This window comes from Planococcus beigongshangi (assembly GCF_016820495.1).
GTDB classification, from domain to species: Bacteria; Bacillota; Bacilli; order Bacillales_A; family Planococcaceae; genus Planococcus; species Planococcus beigongshangi.
This window is the reverse complement of sequence record NZ_JADHDU010000013.1, coordinates 21,724-40,086: the sequence shown is the minus strand read 5'-3', so window position 1 is coordinate 40,086 and position 18,363 is coordinate 21,724. Positions and strand designations below refer to the sequence as shown.

16 protein-coding genes and 1 pseudogene are annotated in these 18,363 nt (G+C 43.6%); 10 read left to right on the top strand and 7 right to left on the bottom strand.

Annotated elements, in window-relative coordinates; translation table 11 throughout:
- Positions 1–127 precede the first annotated feature (127 nt).
- Positions 128–646: a helix-turn-helix domain-containing protein gene (locus IQ294_RS15905; RefSeq protein WP_101803420.1), complete on the bottom strand. Its 519-nt coding sequence runs from the start codon at positions 644–646 to the stop codon at positions 128–130.
- Positions 647–859: 213 nt separating this feature from the next.
- Between IQ294_RS15905 and IQ294_RS15900 the strand changes: the two genes are divergently transcribed.
- The 5 genes from IQ294_RS15900 to IQ294_RS15880 are packed head-to-tail and all read left to right on the top strand — an operon-like array spanning position 860 to position 5,019.
- Positions 860–1,111 carry a PLDc N-terminal domain-containing protein gene (locus tag IQ294_RS15900; RefSeq protein WP_203335032.1) on the top strand — a complete coding sequence of 84 codons (252 nt, stop codon included), beginning with the start codon at positions 860–862 and terminating at the stop codon, positions 1,109–1,111.
- A complete protein-coding gene (locus IQ294_RS15895) occupies positions 1,086–1,976 on the top strand; it encodes an ABC transporter ATP-binding protein (RefSeq protein WP_203335031.1) in 891 nt (296 codons plus the stop codon). Before IQ294_RS15900 ends, IQ294_RS15895 begins: the two co-directional genes overlap by 26 nt.
- The gene (locus IQ294_RS15890; RefSeq protein WP_203335030.1) at positions 1,973–2,740 is read left to right on the top strand and encodes an ABC transporter permease; all 768 of its coding nucleotides are present in this window, start codon (positions 1,973–1,975) and stop codon (positions 2,738–2,740) included. The genes IQ294_RS15895 and IQ294_RS15890 overlap by 4 nt, the downstream gene beginning before the upstream one ends.
- Positions 2,741–2,759: 19 nt before the next feature.
- Complete coding sequence (locus tag IQ294_RS15885; protein WP_101803416.1) at positions 2,760–3,473, top strand: ABC transporter ATP-binding protein; 714 nt, start codon at positions 2,760–2,762, stop codon at positions 3,471–3,473.
- Entirely contained in the window at positions 3,466–5,019 is a 1,554-nt protein-coding gene (locus tag IQ294_RS15880; protein ID WP_203335029.1) for a hypothetical protein, read from the top strand. Before IQ294_RS15885 ends, IQ294_RS15880 begins: the two co-directional genes overlap by 8 nt.
- Positions 5,020–5,275: 256 nt before the next feature.
- On the opposite strand, the gene IQ294_RS15875 is transcribed toward IQ294_RS15880, so the two are convergent.
- The 3 genes and pseudogenes from IQ294_RS15875 to IQ294_RS15860 all read right to left on the bottom strand — a co-directional run bounded on the left by IQ294_RS15875 (position 5,276) and on the right by IQ294_RS15860 (position 7,915).
- Positions 5,276–5,833, bottom strand: coding sequence for a nucleoside/nucleotide kinase family protein (locus IQ294_RS15875; protein WP_203335028.1), 558 nt, complete (start codon positions 5,831–5,833; stop codon positions 5,276–5,278).
- 38 nt (positions 5,834–5,871) lie between these two features.
- Positions 5,872–6,873 (bottom strand): annotated as a pseudogene (locus IQ294_RS16365) (serine hydrolase domain-containing protein).
- A gap of 70 nt (positions 6,874–6,943) precedes the next feature.
- A complete protein-coding gene (locus IQ294_RS15860) occupies positions 6,944–7,915 on the bottom strand; it encodes an MBL fold metallo-hydrolase (protein WP_203335025.1) in 972 nt (323 codons plus the stop codon).
- 479 nt (positions 7,916–8,394) lie between these two features.
- Here IQ294_RS15860 and IQ294_RS15855 point away from each other — a divergent pair, with 479 nt between their 5' ends.
- Positions 8,395–9,396, top strand: a complete 1,002-nt coding sequence (locus tag IQ294_RS15855) for a TRM11 family SAM-dependent methyltransferase (RefSeq protein ID WP_238942884.1) — start codon at positions 8,395–8,397, stop codon at positions 9,394–9,396.
- 123 nt (positions 9,397–9,519) lie between these two features.
- Positions 9,520–10,269, top strand: a complete 750-nt coding sequence (locus tag IQ294_RS15850) for an SDR family NAD(P)-dependent oxidoreductase (RefSeq protein ID WP_203335024.1) — start codon at positions 9,520–9,522, stop codon at positions 10,267–10,269.
- Between the two features lie 44 nt (positions 10,270–10,313).
- On the opposite strand, the gene IQ294_RS15845 is transcribed toward IQ294_RS15850, so the two are convergent.
- Positions 10,314–11,066, bottom strand: coding sequence for a hypothetical protein (locus tag IQ294_RS15845; RefSeq protein WP_203335023.1), 753 nt, complete (start codon positions 11,064–11,066; stop codon positions 10,314–10,316).
- A gap of 4 nt (positions 11,067–11,070) precedes the next feature.
- Entirely contained in the window at positions 11,071–14,835 is a 3,765-nt protein-coding gene (locus IQ294_RS15840; RefSeq protein WP_203335022.1) for a DEAD/DEAH box helicase, read from the bottom strand.
- Between the two features lie 276 nt (positions 14,836–15,111).
- Here IQ294_RS15840 and IQ294_RS15835 point away from each other — a divergent pair, with 276 nt between their 5' ends.
- Positions 15,112–15,954, top strand: coding sequence for an aldo/keto reductase (locus tag IQ294_RS15835; RefSeq protein ID WP_203335021.1), 843 nt, complete (start codon positions 15,112–15,114; stop codon positions 15,952–15,954).
- A gap of 85 nt (positions 15,955–16,039) precedes the next feature.
- On the opposite strand, the gene IQ294_RS15830 is transcribed toward IQ294_RS15835, so the two are convergent.
- Positions 16,040–16,612: a hypothetical protein gene (locus IQ294_RS15830; protein WP_203335020.1), complete on the bottom strand. Its 573-nt coding sequence runs from the start codon at positions 16,610–16,612 to the stop codon at positions 16,040–16,042.
- A 207-nt stretch (positions 16,613–16,819) separates the two neighbouring features.
- Between IQ294_RS15830 and IQ294_RS15825 the strand changes: the two genes are divergently transcribed.
- Both IQ294_RS15825 and IQ294_RS15820 read left to right on the top strand, forming a co-directional pair.
- The gene (locus tag IQ294_RS15825) at positions 16,820–17,218 is read left to right on the top strand and encodes a VOC family protein (protein ID WP_203335019.1); all 399 of its coding nucleotides are present in this window, start codon (positions 16,820–16,822) and stop codon (positions 17,216–17,218) included.
- Positions 17,219–17,520: 302 nt separating this feature from the next.
- Positions 17,521–18,345: an STAS domain-containing protein gene (locus IQ294_RS15820; protein WP_203335018.1), complete on the top strand. Its 825-nt coding sequence runs from the start codon at positions 17,521–17,523 to the stop codon at positions 18,343–18,345.
- Positions 18,346–18,363: the final 18 nt, after the last annotated feature.

Below are 18,363 nucleotides of genomic sequence, written 5' to 3'. Positions count from 1 at the left end.
AGGAAGAGGAAAAGCTGATAAGTTGGCTTCCCTCTTCCTTTCTTGTATTTGTTTTTAAAGAACTTCCGATAACGTCATCACATGTAAACAAAGTTTTAAAGAATAATTTCTCTTCAAAGAAGAGATGTTACGGAATAATCACCATGGAAATCGTCCGATCCTTTCCTTCTTTATCCTCTTTTCTATTATAGTACTTTTCCATTAATGTGCTTAATTCCGTCTGAAAATCATCGAATAAATCATCTGTTAAGTTCAATTTCACTAAGGAAAATGTCGCTTGATCTTGAGAATTTTCGGTAACTCTATTCTCATGATAATCCTTATAATTTTGTAAAATATACATAAAAAAATAAGTTACAAACTTTATTTTATCGCCGTAAGAGGCAGACTGCCAATCTTCTTCGCTAATCTTATAAGCTTGAGTATTCAGGGCATACAGCTTTTCTTCAACTTTTCCAATACGATTTATGCCAACGACTTTCAATAAATCGTCATCAACCATTGAGTTTACGTGTCTGTATAATGTCGCTTGCGATACTTCTTTCAATAATTTATTCAATTGCATAATCGATAACCCTTCATCGACATCTATTAATTCCAAAGCTATTTTGAACCTGACCTGGTTTTTAAATAAATCAAACTCCATCTATTTCGTCTCCTTTTTATTCATGCTTAGTAAGCTATTTATTAGTCTTTCTTCCAGATTACCAACCTCTTATAAACATCCATATCAGGATTTTCTTTCAATAAAAAATGAGATTACTCTTTAATTTATTTTTGAGTATACATCTAAAATACAATAGAGTTGTTGACTTTTCAATTATCATTATTGATAATGATAATTGAAGGAGTGTTTTATATGAATACAGATATGACTGTTCTACTTGAAATTGATTGGCCGCAGATTCTTCCTTTTGTCTTGCCAATTATTTTATTTAACTTATTACTGATTGGAGTCGCGCTCTATGATTGGTTCAAAAGAAAAGATCTGATTGTCTCGCCATATATTTGGCTGGTCACCATTATATTGCTCCAATTGCTCGGACCGATATTGTATTTAGTGATTGGAAGGAGAATGATCCGAAATGATTACAGTGGTGAAGCTTCATAAGACGATCAAAAAAAGAAAAATCTTGAGCGATGTCACCTTCTCGATTGCAGAAGGCGAGTGTGTCGGTTTATTAGGTCCGAACGGCGCCGGAAAAACGACGCTCATTAAATGCATGACTGGAATTCTGCAGCATGAACAAGGGAACATTACATTCAATTCCAAGCCTATCGTGCAGCACAAGAAAAATATTGGCTATTTGTCTCAGCATACGGACTTCAAACCTTGGATGACGTGTGAGGAATCGCTCTTTTTCTTCGGAAAATTGTCAGGCTTGGACAAGACATTTTTAAAGGGGAATATTTCAGCGGTTTTAGAAGAAGTCGGGCTCAAGGATAAAGGAAATTACAAAGTGGAACAATTATCTGGCGGCATGAAACAGCGGCTCGGGATTGCCCAGGCCATTTTGCACCAACCGCTGCTGCTGATTTTGGATGAACCGGTTTCTGCGTTGGATCCGATCGGCAGGAATGAAGTGAAAAAATTGATCGCTCGCTTAAAGAAGCGAACGACCATCATTATTTCGACACATATATTGGACGACGCCAGCGAGTTTTGCGACCGGTACATCATCATTAAAAATGGAATGATTGTCGGAAACATAACCGAAGAATTTCAGAAATCAGACCGTAAACAAATTCTAGTTAAGATGGGAAATGTCCCGCAAACAAGTGAAGCATTGAAAAGCTCTGAGGTCGAACGCGTTGAATGCCTATCACCGAACACCTTTCTTTTGACGGGAGCTGTAGAATTGGATTTACAGAAAGTCGTAAACGACTTCGCTGCAAAAGAAATGGATATTACATCCATTGAGTTTTATGAAAGAGGGATAGAAGAAATTTTCCTGGAGATGGTGTCGGACACATGACAAAATTTTATACATTAACGTGCACTGAATTAGTAGAAGCTGCAAAAGAATTTAAGTTCATCTGGTTATCACTATTTTTCGTGATCTTGGGCATTACTCAACCGCTGATCACTAAATACATGGACGTTATCCTCGAAAATGTTGGCGGCGCAGATGGGATCACCATCGATCCGAACCGGCCGGTGCCAAGTTCTGCTGAAGTTCTCCTGTCGACCATTTCCGGCCAATTCAATCAAATCGGACTCATCATCTTGATTATTAGCTTCATGGGGCTGATTGCAGCCGACCGTAACAGCGGTATGCAAGATTTCATATTGACCCGTCCTGTTTCGCTGCGCTCCTACCTATTGTCAAAACTAATGGGACATTGGGTTATCAGCATGTTCAGCATATCCATTGGGGCAGTCGTTTCCTATGGTTACACCATTTTCTTATTCGGTTCTTTCTCTTTTTCAAACTTTCTCCTGTTTCTGCTGTTGTACAGTTTATGGATCCTCTTCGTCGTGAGTCTGGCCATCTTGATCAGCACCTTTGTCAAGAGTCCCATCCTAATCGCCATTACGACAATCGCCGCTTCTATTTTCTTTATTCTGATCAAGGGGTTCAACCACTTCTTGTTCCAGCTGTCCCCAGGCGGCACCTTAAACCTCGCGGAGAACCAGTTGCTGTCGGTCCACGACTCCAATTACTTCAGTATTGCAACTTGTGTGGCATTCATTTTACTTAATCTCTCATGGGCCAATATGAATCTCAAAAAGTCTTAATTGAAGGAGGCTAGTTCAAATGTTATCGATAAACAACTTGACCAAGTTATACAAAGGATCTGAAAAAGGCATTAGAAATTTAACCTTGGATTTGGTGGAAGGCGATATTTGCGCCTTCATCGGCATGAACGGAGCTGGAAAAACGACTTCCATCAAATCCATCGTGGGCATTCATAGCTTTGATCAAGGCGCTATTGAATTAGATGGCGTGAGTATAGAGAAAAACCCACAAGAATTTAAACATATGGTCGGTTACTCTCCCGACACTCCTGTGCTCTATGGGAACATGACGGGGTATTCGTACCTGGAACTGATTGGAAGCATTTATCAAATTGACAACGAGACGATAAACGAACAATTGAACACCTTGCTGAAAAAGCTCAATTTCGGTAGTGCTATCCATGATTTGATTTCTACTTATTCGCATGGCATGAAACAAAGACTCGTTCTTATTTCAATCCTTATGCATAATCCAAAGCTAATCATATTGGATGAACCCTTTGTCGGGCTAGATCCGAACGCCACTTATTTTTTACAGGAAGAAATGAAAAAACGGGTAGCTGAAGGATCCATTGTGTTGTATTCGACCCACGTTTTAGAAGTAGCGGAAAAGCTATGCAATAAAGTGGTCATGATCCACAACGGCGAAGTGGTCGTCAATGATACGATGATCAACCTATTGTCTGAGAGCAGCTTGGGCGAAAAATTCAGGAGCATCACAGCACATGAGTAAGCTAATTCAATTGCAAAAGTATATCTTGGCAAATGATTTTCAGTTTTCCAGATTGGAATCATCCAATAACGATGACGACCGAAAGCACGCTGTTCTTACGTTGGCAGGCTATTGTGCCGCTGTTGTTATGGCCATTGGATATATTGTCTATATCGCTTTTGATTTGTACATCAACGAAGAATCCATGTTATTTTTTCCGATTCTTTCGTCTATTTTGTTTTGGGCCTTGGGGTTCTGGACCATCTTAAGCAGCATTAAAAAAATGATTTTTTCTTCAGATACTGAACTTATTTTCAGCCTGCCTATTCCATTATGGCAAGCCAAGCTCTTTAATGTAATCAAACTCATGATTCTTTATTTACTCATTACTGCAATAGCCGTTTTTGCTGGCATCTTGTTGCATATGTTCATTCTTCCCGACTTCTGGTTCGTTCTATTATCCAGTCTTATCCTTGTAGTGATACTTCCTTTACTAGTTATTACAACAACATTCATCATTTCATTAGCAGTAAAAATTCTTCTTAATTTTTTCAGAATCCATAGTAATGTGATCGAAGCTTTGCTTACATTCTTTTTATTCCTTTCACCTCTTTTATATATCACATACAACTCTGCGTCATTGAATTACAAAGACATTTTTTCTACTAGTTCCCCACTCTACTTGTTCGGCATCATTAGCAACTCTACCTCAGAATTCGGATTCTTTTACTTGCTGAGCTTGCTAGCGATAACTCTCGTTCTTGTTCTCATAACCGGATACGTATTTACTAAAAGATATGCTTTCTTAGTTGCAAGCTATTCTACTTCGTCAAAAAGGAGAGCACGTGATTCTAGCACGGTTTCTTCCAATAGTTCATTTAAAAGTCTATTCTCAAAAGAGCTGAAACTTTATCTATCATCTATTACCTATGTCAGCAATACAGTGCTTACACCGGCTTTATTACTAATTGGCAGCCTGGCTTACTTGTTCAATAGTTCCCCTCTTTTGTATGACACTACCTTGGAACTGTCCTTTATCACGTTATCAAGCAAATATATCTTCATTCTATTTACGACTGTATGTATTCTTTTGACCACAACCACTTCATCAAGCCTATCTTTTGAAGGCCAAAGCATCTGGATTTTGTTGACGTCTCCCCTCCCTTTAATGGACCTTGCAAAAGCCAAAATCGCGTTAAACATGATGCTTTTTGTGCCAGGATTAGCTTGTGCTATTTTGGTCTATACTCAAAATTTCAGTTCATCGTTATTGGATTCACTGCTCTTCATTTCTTTTACAATCACAAGTTTATTGCTTATTAGCATCACTGGCTTCTTTGTCAATTTGAAATTCCCAAATTATAACTGGTCCAGTGAGATGGAAATAATCAAGCAGGGTAAATCCACTATAATCACCGCTATTATCAGCACAGGTCTCATCTCAATTACGGCGATTTTAATCACACTGGATTTCAATTTTACATTCCATCTTCTCTTATTGGTCAATGTCTGCATAATTTTATTCTTAATTTATAAGCTAAGGGGAAGCTCATTACTTATGGAATAAAGGAATGAGCTCCACCACGTATGAATTAAACACTATCTTTGGAGCAATTGGCACCAGAACCTTCGACATCGCTTCACTTTCAATGTGGCTCTGGGGAGATGCATTTGACATCTATGGTTTCTTTCCTTTATTTGTAATGTTATTGGCAATGGGTAGACTTATTGAAGTACCTATTATATAGAAGGGAGACATTCGGTGATTTTCTGAATGTCTCCCTTCTATATGCGCAGCTTCCGATAAAGTCATGATATGTAAACTAATTTTGCCGAGAAAGATTTCTTGATACATTTTCTACTATCAAACTTGCAATTTTAGCTACTGATTGAGACCCGTCTACAATGAAATCAGCACTTGGCTTGATTGTATAAAGCATCTCCAGATAAGCTTGTCTCCCATGCGAATTATAGTGTTTCATCGCTTCAACAATATTCTCTGTAGAGCTATCTTGAAAGTCCCTGATTGTTCGACGTGCCAGTGCAATATCCAATGGCGTATCGATAAAGACCGAAAAATTGATAGAAGAATGAGTTTGAGCATGCTTGTAGGAAAACGGAAAATCCAACACAATGTAATCGAGAGATTCCCTCAATAATTCTTCTAAGTCCTTCACAATAGGAGTAAGATTCCATTCCTTATAATTAGATCCACGATTCATCCAATCTATTACATTTTCAGGGCCTTCCAAATCATACTCATCAAAGAAAAGTGCTTTAGAATTTGGCAATTCTTCATTTAACTTTTCCACAACGGTTGTTTTCCCGCCGCCTGAAATACTGGCTATTGCAATTACAATTGGTTTTTTTATTTCTTCCATATTATCAACCTCCAGTTGATATCGAATATTTCTGGTCCTTACTTTGAATATACTTTAGAAAAAACGATATCAACAAGACTGTCGCTAATCTCTTCGATTTTTTGTTTTGGATAAAGGACATTACAAAGAATAATGACCACTATTTTGGAATCGATGTACCTTAAAAAATTCGCACTAAAACCGTGTATTCCCCCACCATGATAGGCAACGTTTTGATTCTTCTCCCTTTTAATCATCCATCCTAGTCCGTGCTCTCCCAAAGAAGGTTGCAGCATCTTCTCTATGCTTTCCTGATTCAGTAATTTATTTGTATAAAATGCCTGGTTAAAGCGATAGAGGTCTTCTGTAGTTGAATATAAGGAAGCAGCACCATAGGGATTGGACATATGGATAGGAGGAGAATTAATCAGTTAAGGCCCTTTTATATTGTAACCAGATGCACGACACTCAATGATTTTCTCTTGCTTATCGAAACCGGAGTTCTTCATATCTAGAGGGGTAAAGATATTTTCTATTAAGTATTCTTCGTAAGCTTGGCCAGTTATGAGTTCCAGAATGTAACTAAGCAAGATATAACCGGAATTGGAATACTTGTACCCCTGCCCTGCTGGAAAATCAACGGGTTGATGCTTAAATCGCTTAATGGTTTCTGAGACAGGCGAATAATTTTTTACCCATTCGAGAAAGTCGGGGAGTTCTGTGAGATTAGCAACTCCAGAAGTATGGCTTAATAGGTGGGTGATTTTGATTTGGTTACCGTTCGGATAGTCTGCTATGTACCGATCTACTGTGGAATCCAGATCAAGCTGTTGGTTTTCCACCAGCTGCATGATGGCTGTAGCCGTGAATAGCTTTGTAATCGATCCAATCTGATATTTTGTTTTAGAGGAATTGGCTACACTCAGTTCATAATTTGCCATCCCTTGGCTTCCATTAAAGAAAATCTCACCTTCTTGGGCAATGAAAACCGAACCGGAAAGGTTACTGTCTTTTAGTACAATGTTTACATTTCTTTCGATTTCACCTATTAAATTCTCCATTTTATTACCTCCTTCTCAAACTATTCGAGTTTACTTCAAACCTTAATGAAAATATAAATTTAGTTTGCTACTAAAATGAGGTAGAGACTTTTTTGCTTTTTTTATCGTAATAAAATTTATAAATCGAGTTCAGGTTGCGCTGAATGCCTTGAACGCCTTTCCATCTTTTATATTCATCGGGAATTACAAAGGCAGAAACGAAATCAGCTAACGAAATATCGGTTTGCTGTGCTTCCTTTACTGCATGAATCATCATGGATATGTACTGAATCATGGTATCGATTTGTTGTGTGGTGCCGATATCCCCATGACCCGGCAAAAGCGACTGTATATCCATCTTCTTGGCTTCCTGCAAAATGCTTAAAAACTCTTCCGGTTGGAAAATTGGCAGATGCAGCTCTTCGGTTACAATATCCCCCATAAAGGCAGCCTTCTCTTGAGGCACATATAGAAACGTATCACTCGGGGAATGACCGCCACCCAAGCAATATAACTCAACATGCCGCTCAGTTCCGGAAATGATCATTTTTCTTTCAAACGTAAGTGAAGGCAATACGAGTTGTAAAATAGGAAGCTCCTCCAACAATTTTGCCATTTCCGCATATTGATTTGCTAGACTTTGCTTTACTACTTCGTTTTTCTCTGTTGAAATTTGCAATTTGAGGCTATCCAGGTACTGTTTGGTTTCTTTAAGTTCGGCCTCAACTTCTCCTATAGCATTTTTCTCTTTGATCCATTCTTTAGTTACCTCAGTAGAAATAATCATTTGTTCTTTAAAGACTTGATTGCCAAAAATGTGGTCGCCATGATAATGGCTGTTAATCAGGTATTTCACTTTTTTTCCCGTAAGTCTCTCGGCTTGTTTCTTCAATTCTTGAGCTGCAGATGGCGTATTGAACGAATCAAACACAAGCAGTTCAGTTCCTAAGTCAACAAATCCTGCGTTGCTCCATGCACCGTTTCCTGGTTTGGCGACTGCTGCAAATACACCATTCGCCATTTTCTTCAATGTAAAATATTCAGTATGTATTGGGGTTTCCATTATTGTAATCACTCCCACTAGTCTTTTTGTAAATACCCTGGCTGCCATTTATATATATATTGCGAACCACTTTTGTATGAGGCGAAGTTTCTCTAAATCAGTCAATTCGGATTTCTACTAAATTACTTCATTTTCTATCTTTTTTATAAACTACACTTATTATACTAAAAATTTCCATTATATGAATTTAAATAATTGAATCTTTAAAAATAAAACCGTTTGTAAAAGTACACGTTTACGAACGATTCAAAAAGGGCAAAAAAGGGCCGAAAAAACCGTTCGCAAACGTGTCAAACGACTTTACGGACGTTCGCCGATTTGCAGGTAGATTTATGGACACTTTCAGACAGTCGAATCCGAAAGTCTTCCGCATTTATTCCTGTTCCACTGCATTATCATGGAAATCAGAGATGCAAACGTGCTCCTTTTACCTAATTGGTATAAGCTTAGACATAGTACATATAAAAGGACGGGATCCATTGAAAAGATTAACGCCTACGGGTGAATTCATCTACAGCTATGCCTACCACCAGGACGAAACCGAGTTATGCCAGATGGAGATGCGCGCTTTCTTCGGGGAAGATACTGATGGGAAAATCATCAAAAGCACATATGGCTTTGCCCCGAGCAGAAGCCCCTTCATCAAAGAGCGGCTGGAGGTTTTATTCGAAGCGGCTGAACTGCCGGAAATCATCGAGCTTGCATCTCGGATAGAGATGGGAACTGCCACTTTCAAAGTGATTTTCCCAAAGATCAATGGTCTTGCCGATTCCGGGCAATTCGGTTTTGAGGAGAAGCGCGATGCTGAACGGCGAATCGGATTCGTCATCAAAGGGCGCGCCGATGTCCATCAGCCGGATGTCGTTTTCGGGCTGATGCCTTATGCCGGACGCTGGTATTTCGGGCTTAGTGTCCAGAGCGAGTCGGTCTGGTTCAAGCATCAGCGGAAACCCCGCGAATATTCCACAGCGCTGAGCACACGGGTGGCACGGGCGATTACGAACATTGCCGTCCCTGATCCTGCGGGCGTCAAAGCGATCGATCCGTGCTGCGGCATTGGGACGGTGCTCGTCGAAGCTCTATCCATGGGGATCGATATTGTCGGACGGGACATCAACCCGCTTGTCGTCGATGGTTCCAGGGAAAACATCGCTCATTTCGGATTGACCGGGGAAGTCGAATTGGGGCAGATTGCGGACATCACTGAAGAGTATGACGTGGCGATTATCGACATGCCTTATAACCTTTATACGGATGCAACGCCTGCTGAGCAGCAGGATATTCTGACACATGCACATCCTGTCACAGAACGCCTTGTTGTCGTGACGATCGAACCGATCGACCATATGATTGAACAGGCGGGCTTTACCATCATCGACCGCTGCATTGCGAAAAAGAGTCTATTTCTCCGGGAAATCCTGGTTTGCCAACGGACCATCCTTCCAGCGGAATCTGCTGAAGAACTGCTGGCCATCTCATAAAATACGCCTCCGGACACCGTTGTCGGGAGGCTTTCTTCATTTCCTAATTAACTCTGGGCTTTTCAGGGAATCATAATAAAGGATGGCAAGTTATCAGCAAATCTACCTGAGGAGGAAAAGAATATGAGCAATACAGCAATCATTACAGGAGGCGGCAGCGGTCTGGGGCAATCCACGGCACTGCGCCTCGCAGATGAAGGCGTCAATATAGTCGTAGTCGACGTCAGTGAAAAAGGCGGCAATGATACCGTCGAGAAAGTGAAAGAGAAAGGCGTCGATGCCATTTTCATCAAAGCGGATGTTTCAAAAGCCGAAGAAGTGAAGAATTACGTTGACAAGACGCTCGAACATTTCGGTTCGATCGATTATTTCTTCAATAACGCCGGCATTTCCGGCAGCGGCAAATATTTCCTTGATACGGATATTAAAGAAATCGAGCAGATCGTCGGCATCAACCTGCTCGGCGCGCTTTATGGTCTGCGCTATGTCGCTGAAGTCATGGTCAAAAATGGCGGCGGGTCGATCGTTAACACGGCTTCCAGTGCCGGAGTCATCGGCCAGGATACAGTCGTCACGTACGCCGCCACGAAACACGGCATCGTCGGCATGACGAAAAGCCTTGTGGCGGAATATGCCAAAGATGGCCTGCGCGTCAATGCCATCGCACCGGGACCGACTGAAACACCGATGGTCAAAAATTATTTTGAAGCCAATCCGGAGATGAAAAAGAACGCCGAAGCAGGGATTCCGCAGAAACGCCTCGGCACACCGGAGGAAGTCGCAGAAACTGTCGCTTTCCTCCTCACTTCAAAAGCCCAGTACATCAATGGCGAAACCATCCGCATCGATGGCGGCTTTACGAATACGAAATAACACAAAACGTGGTCCCCGGATAATGGGGACCACGTTTTTTCATGCTATTGCAAAGCTTCCGCTTTTTCCATCGCCTCACGCCAACCGGGCAACTCCTTTTCTTCTATCGCTTTTTCAAGCGTTTCATCCCATAACTTCGAGCCTGTATGCCAGACCCTCGAAAAAAACAGGTCCTGTTTCCGGTCATACAATTGGAACTCGATGCACGGAATATGGATCTCCTCTTTTTCAGTCATATCCTTGATGCCGGAAACGATGAGCTGGAAATCCTCTTCAGCAGCGTCCATTTCCCTCGACAGCAATTCGTATATGAGGTCGGCATCCGGCTCTCCTTCTGCGGCGTAGCGAAACAGCGTCAGTGCTGCGTCCTCCATTTGTCCGTCCGCCTCCACAAGCTGGTAATCTCCGTGACTTTCACTGAAGGAAATCATCGCTTGCCCGTCATCCAGCTCTTCCTCGAAAATGCCTTTTTCCAGATAATCAAACCCTTTGGAAGTCAGCACGTATCCTTTCTTACCGAGGGCGATCAAACCGGAGCTCTTCATTTTATGGATCAAATCACTGATGAACAATTCCTCTACGGCCAGCATATCCGCCAAAGCGGCTGCCCGGCGGATATCGGTTTCCTGAAACGCGAACAACAGCATTTTCATGAGGATGTCCATCTTCAACCGCTTGAGGCGGCCATACGAAACTTCATAGATTTTGAGCGGCAATTGCCAGACGTCACTTTTCAATATCGCCACATCCGGGTTTGCGGCGAGACTTTTACTCAATTTCTTTTTCAGCCCTTCCATCCGCTCACCCCTTCTGCAGTAATCTCAAGCCATTTTTCTTTTCAACGGTGCCCAGTACATGCCGGTACATCCGTTTCGTTTCTTCTTTTTTTGCGCGTTTCGTGAACATGTCGGAACTGCCGATCAGCACCAGTAATTGCTTGGCACGTGACAGCGCGACGTTCAGGCGCCGGTAATCTTTCGCAAAACCGATATCCCCGTGCTCATTTTGATTGTTGCGCACCATGCTCAGCAGAATGATTTCCATTTCGCTGCCCTGAAACCGGTCGACCGTCCCTGTACGGATCGTCAAATGCGGCAGGCGCAGTTCCTGGTCGATCATGCGCTGCAGCCGTTTGACCTGTTCACCGTAGAATGAAATGACGCCGACTGTCTTCAGTTCATCTGCCTCTATCCGCCCGGCTGCTTTTGCATCAGCCACGGCGTCGTTCAATTCTATTAACAAGCGGCTGATTTCCTGCAGCTCAGACGGATTATATAAACTTTTCCCACCGCTCATGCGCTCTTCAAAATAAGCCGGTTCATTCGGCAGATCGAGCCACATGAGATGGTTGCTGCGTTTGATGCCTGGGGATTCGAGGGAGTGATCACGTTCGCGGTCCGAATCCTCCAGTCCGCAGCGTAATTTGTCGTTATCAAATTGATAGAACGGTGAAATCGTCTCCATGATGTCTTCATGCATCCGGTACTGGATGGCAAGCATCGTTTTATTCGAGGCCGGCAGGTTTTTATACAGACGTTCAAACAACGACTCTTCCAGCAGTTTTTCCAGTTCACGCTTTTCTTCAAAACTATTGTCTTCCCGGATCATCGCTTCGAGCGTTTCTTCGAGCGTATCGTTGCCGAGAAGCGGCGGCAGCTGATGATGATCGCCGACAAGGATGATTTTCTTCCCTTTCAGCATCGGCAGCAGCAGTTCCGGCGGCGTCGCTTTCGACACTTCGTCGATGATCACGACATCAAACACCGGATAGTTATCGATGAAATCCTTGCGGGCAGAAGCGACACAGGTCGTCCCGATCACGTTCGCATGCTTGATATAGAGTTTCCGAATTTCGTCCAGATCGTGGTCGTTTGCAGTTTCCAATAATTCCAGCCATTTCTTCTGGATCCGCTGCAATAAAGGCAGGTCCTTCTGTTCCTGTTTGAGGGATTCCTGGTCGAAGGAGAGAGTGGCAATCTGTTTCGCCGTCTGTTCATACTCGGCTTCCGGATCGGAAGACAGGATTTCTTCCAAAACTTCCCGCTCTTTTTCTATGGCTGCCAATTGTTTCTGCACAGTTGCCAGCACTCCATCAAGTTCACTGATTCTTAAGCGGGTGGTTTGGAGTGTTTCCGTTTCTTCCAGTTGTTCCGCTACAAGTTCTTTCAGACGCTGAGCTGCCTGTTCAAAAGCAGTTTCCTCTTTTTCAAGCGCAGAACGCTCCGCCTTCCCCTTTTCGATGGCGTTTTCAAGCACTGATGGCATATCTGAAACAAACGGCAACCCAGCCACTTTTCTTTCAAGTGTTTCAAGCTCCTGTTGCATGCGGTCCAGTTCACCCAGCCATTTGCTGTCGGCCGTAGCGAATTGCTGCTGCTGTTTCAGCAGTTCCAGGCTGAGCGTTTTCTTCAGTTCCTGAAATGCCTGCCTGGAATTATCGATGTAGGCGTCATAAGGCTTCAGCATCTGCCCTCTCCGCCACAGCTCATTTTGGCGCTTATACAGACCGCCCAGGGTTTTAAGCAGCACAGCGGATTCGATGCTTTTCGTGTTTTTCAGGAAAGCCCGCAGCTTATCGATAAACTGTTCGATGTCAGCCACTGTAAATGCTTCGCCCGACGTCAACGCCTGCTTTTTCAGCGGTTCTACAGCTATACCCGCAGGTGCCAGCAATTTCTCGACGTATTGGATCGCCGAAGTGAGGCTTTCATTGATCTTCTCCAATTGTTTGCGTTCAGCCATTTTGTCCCGGATCATGTCCAGCCTACCGATCGAATAGGTCATTGCCGTGGTCTCTTCGATTTTCTGCTCTGTCATCACCTGCAGCAATCCATCCACTTTTTTTACGCTTTCAATGTGGTCCAGCGCCTCTTTCTTGCCGGCCATCAAGGCGGCAATCTGGTTGCGTTTGTCCGAAGCCGCAGCCATTTCCAGCCGCTGGTCTGTCAATTTGCCTTCGAGCTCTTTTCGCAGAAGCGCCTGTTCCAGTTCTGCAATCGCCGCTGTGACCCGCTCCCGCTCTTGCCGGAACCAGCCAGCATCCCTCCCGCTATCCAGAAGGTTTTCATTGGCAGCAATAAAAGCCGCCAGCTCATCCAATTTCTGCTCGCTGTTCCGGGCTTCTTTCAGTGACTGTTCTTTTTGAACGTCAAATGCCTGGAACTTTTCCTGTTCTTTATTCCACCGCAATTCAATTTCTTTCAAGCGTTCTGCAGCTTCTTTTTTATCCGCTACCGCTCTTTTCAGATTCTCAAAAACAGGCTGCAATGCTGCATATGCACGTTCTGTCGCTGCCAATTTTCCAGCCACTTCCGCTTCACGCAGGCTGCGCACTTCAAATTGCGCCGTGATTTCTTTTAAAGTGCTGTCTTTCCAATATTGCCCCACATTTTCCTCGATGAATTTCTTGCCGTCTTCTTCGATGCTCTCGGTCCGGCCGACTCGAAGAATACGGATATCTTTGTTCGCGAGCAAGCGGCCAAGCGCATTATCGACTGCAAGGTTCGACTGCGAAGCGACGAGCGTCCGCAATCCTTTTTTCGCATTCTGCAGGCAGATTTCCGAAATTACCGTCGTCTTCCCTGTTCCCGGCGGCCCTTGAATGACATAGAGATCCTCCGCCGCCATCGCACCCGACACCGCTTTTTGCTGAAAATCATTCAGCCTGTTGTGAAAAGTAAGCTTCTCCAGTTCTTTCAACGGCGCAACATCCGGCTGTTCTTCGAATATTAGCCGGTCCAGCTGCGGGTTCACCGCCATTCCTTTTTCCAGGTTCGTGAAGCCCTGGCGCAATCTCCGGATCTGGCTGAGAGCCGCGAAATTACTGAACACCACTTCCCTTTTCGAGAGGGCTTGCCCTTTTTCACGAAGCTGTTTGATGATATATCCATTCAATTCGATTTCAACATTCCGGTTTGACGATTTCAATACCGTTCCGACGTCGCCGTCGATTCCGGTGAGACGTACGCTTAAGCCGCGCAGATTCTTCCATTCCGCATCGCTCATCCGGCAGCCTGTCAGCGTGATGCCGCTGAAGTCATGATTGAAGGCCAGTGCCGAATACGCCGATTTGATATCCGGGATATCCATTCCCTGCTCCTGGATCTTCAAATAGCCTTCCCAGCTCGAAATCCGCTTTTTCACATAGTCTGAGCGTTCTTTCGCCGGTGTCATCCGGTTGATCAGGTTGATGAACGACACCGGCACCGCTTCACGTGAATCCGTGAAGACGACCGGCTCTTCCCGCAGCCAGTTCGTGCCGAGCGCATGATGCGCCTTACGCAGCGTCACATTTACCACCAGTAAATGGTGATTGCGGAAAACGCAGTGGAGGACGACAAGCTGGTCCCCGCCGCCGGTAAGCCGGGCACTGTCTTCAGTTCCGAAGAAAAAAGCAACAGAAAGTGAACCATCCGGGCCCGTCGGATAGCGCTCCATCAATAGCTTGAAGGGTTTCGCCCCATTAAAAAACGAGCGTTCGCTGATGCCGAACCCTCTCATTTTTTCTGAAGCGGTATTGGTTATGCGCAAGGATGTCCTGTTTATGCTCTTTGTTGTCTGTACCATCTAATCACCTGTTCTGCTGACTGAAATTCAATTCGGCAAGCCTTGGAATATAGTTCCGGCTCCCTTTTCATATCTTCTGATTATAACATCTATCGCTGCCGGCCATTACAAGAAAATCAATACTGAAAATAGGAAATGCTTTGTTTATTGGCTGATTCAACTCCCATAACTCTTTGATTAATTCAAAAAACTGGTATTATTTTTATAGGAGATGCACATCTCCTATTCAGGAATTGGCTTATTAATTATTTTTACACAACAGGAGGTTCTTCGGTAATGGCAAAAGGTTTACAAGAGACAGTGAAGTTGCAGAATGGCGTGGAAATGCCCTGGTTTGGTCTGGGTGTTTTCAGAGTGGTAGAAGGACCTGAGCTGGTTAATGCAGTAAAAACAGCGATCAACCATGGCTACCGCAGCATAGATACGGCTGCAATCTATCAGAATGAAAAAGCGACTGGGCAAGGTATCCGTGAAGGTATTGAAGAAGCCGGCATTTCAAGAGAAGACCTCTTCATCACATCAAAAGTGTGGAACGCGGATCAAGGCTACGAATCGACGATACAGGCATATGAAGCAAGCCTGGAGCGACTCGGCCTGGATTATTTGGATCTGTACCTGATCCATTGGCCAATCGATGGCAAATATAAAGAAACATGGAAAGCGATGGAGACCCTTTATAATGAAGGCCGCGTGAAAGCGATCGGCGTCAGCAATTTCCACGTTTCCCACATGAAGGATCTTTTGGAAGACGCTGCAGTTAAGCCGATGGTCAACCAAATCGAATACCATCCGTACCTGACACAACAGGAAGTCCAGGATTTCTGCGTCGAACACGGTATCCAGATGGAAGCCTGGTCCCCGCTGATGGCCGGCGAATTACTGGATCAGCCGGTGCTGAAAGAAATTGGCGAAAAATACGGGAAATCGGTGGCACAGGTCATTCTTCGTTGGGATCTGCAAACCGGCGTCGTGACGATTCCGAAATCGACGAATGAACAGCGCATCATCGAGAATGCCACGATTTTTGATTTTGAGTTATCAATTGAGGAAATGGACCGGATCTCTGCATTGAACCAAAACAAAAGAGTGGGTCCGGACCCTGACAACTTCGACTTTTGATCAAGACAGGCACTTTCCATTCATATGGACTGTGCCTGTTTTATTTTACAATTTCTGGTTGCACGTCTGTGACTATCCTGTAAAATCAATAATCATGCTGGATCACTTTCAGCAACACCAGACCAATCGCAGAAAAAATCAACCCGATTCCCATCATCAGCAAAATCAGGATAGGCGTTTCAATGGCGTCCGATAGGAAACCGGAGAGAAAAGGCAAGGCGCAGAACAGCAGCGTTATAATGAACAAGCTTTGGGCGAGACGGACAAGCGGACGCGGTGCAGCTTCAGTAGTTTGCAGCTTTCGCTTGAGCAGGAATGCACCTATCAATAGGAGCACAATGCCTGAAAACATAAATAACAGACCAAAAGGAATAGCGGAATCCAAGGCGTAGATCTCAAAAAAATGAAATAGACTCTGGAAGATGATCGCAGCTGCGAGAATGATGGCTGACCTTCTCACCTTTCTTTTGTAGATTGACTGGAGTATATGGATGCCTCCCAGACAAAGAAGCGGAAACAGGAATTTCAAATAATCCGTGGCATCACTGGGTGCATAGCCTGTATTGATCATTCGGCCGAGCACCAGCCAATCGTATAACGGTTTGATCCCCCATAAAAATCCTCCTGCAACGCAGCACCAGGCAGCGAGCCTCTTCACCTGCACCTCTCCTTTTCACTATAAATCTGATAGAGCTGTATTCCACATTTCTTTCTGGATTCCTGCCTGGTATTACGGCGCGAAAAAATTTTTCATCCCTGAAAAGCTGCCATGGATGATGCTTTTAAGTCGCCCGATATGGCATAATGAAAGCAGACCACTCACCTTCAATACAGGTATAAAAAGTGAGAAAAGGAGCTGATTTTGATGGGAAAAGCTGTCCCTTTCCTGATGTTTCAAGGCGGTAAAGCAGAAGAAGCGATGAACTTCTATGTCTCGGTCATCGATGATGCTGAAATAACCCGTATTGCCCGCTACGGCGCCAACGAGTCCGGTGATGAAGGAACTGTAAAAGAAGCGGTTTTCAAGGTCAAAGGCCAGGAGCTTATGTGCATCGACAGCAACTTGAAACACGAATTCACTTTCACTCCCTCTTTTTCGATTTTCATCACCTGTGATTCCGAAGAAGAAATTGACCGTCTTTATCAGGGGCTGCTTGAAAACGGTCAGGCTATGATGCCGCTCGGCAATTACGGATTCAGCAAAAAGTTCGGCTGGCTCAATGACCGGTTCGGTGTTTCGTGGCAATTGAATCTTCCAGCTTAAGCATCTACCACCCTGTGATTTGGCTATCAGCCGAATCACATTTTTTTATTAAAGATAACGTATAAATATCCTTAATTCATTATAAATGATTCACACACAAAAATATAAACTCTTTTCTAAAAACAAGGTTTAATGAAACTCAAATAAGGGTATTTGTGGCTTGGACTTTCATTTTTTCGGCATGAATCCTGGCTTTATTTCCTTAAATTCCATTTAAATTAGGATAATTTTTCAAAGTAGTATACAGTAAAGATAATTGGGTAATTCATCTTAAATATTTATACACTACAGGGGGAGCAATAATGGCTGATGCAATACAGCACTCAGAAGAAATCAAAGTTTTTTTCAATACATATCGTGAAGCATTCGAAGAAAAATTACTTGAAGAGGCTGTCAATGTCAAAGACAAAATCGAGGAAATTTTGAGAATCGGCAACATCGACCTTGTAACCAATGCCCACGCCGTTGTCGGTTATATCATCGATGGCCAGGAAGAAGAACTGAAATTATTCGCCAAACAAGAAGGCATCGCCTGGGCCACTCATTCGATCGCACTTTCCTTTAAATTGGAATGGATCCAGGCAATCCGCCGTACACTCTGGACCTTCCTTCAGCAATATAACGATGCCACTCTCAATAAATCAGGCTTTGACTTCTTCTCCATGGAAAGTGATGTGAACAACCGCGTCGATACATTCCTGAATACGTTCTTTATCAGCTATTCAACCTACAAGGATTCCCTGATCATGGCACACCGGGAACTTGTCGAGAACCTGTCTGTCCCTATTATCCCGATTAACTCGTCAGTCTCTATTCTGCCATTGATCGGAGCTGTCGATTCCTTCCGGACATCCATCCTGGAAGAAAAAGTGCTGACGGTCGTAGGAGATTCACACATTGATACATTGATCCTCGACTTGTCAGGCATCGCCGAAATGGAAGCGGAAGTAATCCATCATCTGATGAAAATCATTGATGGCACAGCGATGATGGGTTGTAAGACCGTCATCACCGGCCTGCGCGCAGAAGTCGTGCGGAAAATGATCCAGCTCGGATTGTCATTCGACCCGAAAACAAAAACATTCGGCACATTGCAGCAATCGCTGAAAACGTATCTTGTCATTTAATAATTGAAACCATAAAAA

Coding starts and splice junctions, on each gene's coding strand:
- IQ294_RS15845 (WP_203335023.1), bottom strand. CDS start 11,066: ATGGAAGGGCTGAAAAAGAAATTGAGTAAAAGTCTCGCCGCAAACCCG.
- IQ294_RS15875 (WP_203335028.1), bottom strand. CDS start 5,833: ATGGAAGAAATAAAAAAACCAATTGTAATTGCAATAGCCAGTATTTCA.
- IQ294_RS15905 (WP_101803420.1), bottom strand. CDS start 646: ATGGAGTTTGATTTATTTAAAAACCAGGTCAGGTTCAAAATAGCTTTG.
- IQ294_RS15860 (WP_203335025.1), bottom strand. CDS start 7,915: ATGGAAACCCCAATACATACTGAATATTTTACATTGAAGAAAATGGCG.
- IQ294_RS15840 (WP_203335022.1), bottom strand. CDS start 14,835: ATGGTACAGACAACAAAGAGCATAAACAGGACATCCTTGCGCATAACC.
- IQ294_RS15880 (WP_203335029.1), top strand. CDS start 3,466: ATGAGTAAGCTAATTCAATTGCAAAAGTATATCTTGGCAAATGATTTT.
- IQ294_RS15835 (WP_203335021.1), top strand. CDS start 15,112: ATGGCAAAAGGTTTACAAGAGACAGTGAAGTTGCAGAATGGCGTGGAA.
- IQ294_RS15900 (WP_203335032.1), top strand. CDS start 860: ATGAATACAGATATGACTGTTCTACTTGAAATTGATTGGCCGCAGATT.
- IQ294_RS15890 (WP_203335030.1), top strand. CDS start 1,973: ATGACAAAATTTTATACATTAACGTGCACTGAATTAGTAGAAGCTGCA.
- IQ294_RS15885 (WP_101803416.1), top strand. CDS start 2,760: ATGTTATCGATAAACAACTTGACCAAGTTATACAAAGGATCTGAAAAA.
- IQ294_RS15825 (WP_203335019.1), top strand. CDS start 16,820: ATGGGAAAAGCTGTCCCTTTCCTGATGTTTCAAGGCGGTAAAGCAGAA.
- IQ294_RS15895 (WP_203335031.1), top strand. CDS start 1,086: ATGATTACAGTGGTGAAGCTTCATAAGACGATCAAAAAAAGAAAAATC.
- IQ294_RS15820 (WP_203335018.1), top strand. CDS start 17,521: ATGGCTGATGCAATACAGCACTCAGAAGAAATCAAAGTTTTTTTCAAT.
- IQ294_RS15850 (WP_203335024.1), top strand. CDS start 9,520: ATGAGCAATACAGCAATCATTACAGGAGGCGGCAGCGGTCTGGGGCAA.